Below are 543 nucleotides of genomic sequence, written 5' to 3' on the forward strand. Positions count from 1 at the left end.
TACGATTGCCCCAACAGAATCGGCTTACAACTGGCAGGAGCTACTAGAAGAGCTCAAAGACCGTGGTGTAGAAGACGTACTTTTATTCGTATCAGACGGCTTAAAAGGCATGGCAGACGCTGTGTTTAATGTGTTTCCAAAGGCAAAATATCAGGTGTGCCTTGTCCATGTGGCACGCAATATCATGCATAAAGTCCGAGTAGAAGATCGCAAGGAAGTGTGCGAGGATTTTAAAACGATTCACCAGGCAAAGAACGCTGAAGCAGCGAAAAAAGCGCTCGAGACGTTCTGCGAAAAATGGGGCAAATCGTATAAAAAAGTCGCACAAGGCTTACTCGAAAACCCGTATTTACTGACGTTTTACGGCTTTCCCAAGGCGATTTGGCGAAGCATCTACTCGACGAATTTAATCGAGTCGTTCAATAAGCAAATCAAAAAATATACAAAGCGCAAGGAACAGTTCCCGAACGAAGAATCGTTGGAGCGCTTTTTAGTGACGCAGTTCGAAGACTATAATCAACGTTTCGCCACACGCTGCCACAT

1 protein-coding gene is annotated in these 543 nt (G+C 44.9%); it reads left to right on the plus strand.

Annotation, left to right across the window (positions count from 1 at the left end):
- Positions 1-543: IS256 family transposase (locus ADM90_RS17150; protein WP_200908571.1), on the plus strand; the 543-nt coding region annotated here is incomplete at both ends.

It is taken from the genome of Lysinibacillus macroides (assembly GCF_001281525.1).
GTDB lineage: Bacteria > Bacillota > Bacilli > Bacillales_A > Planococcaceae > Lysinibacillus > Lysinibacillus macroides.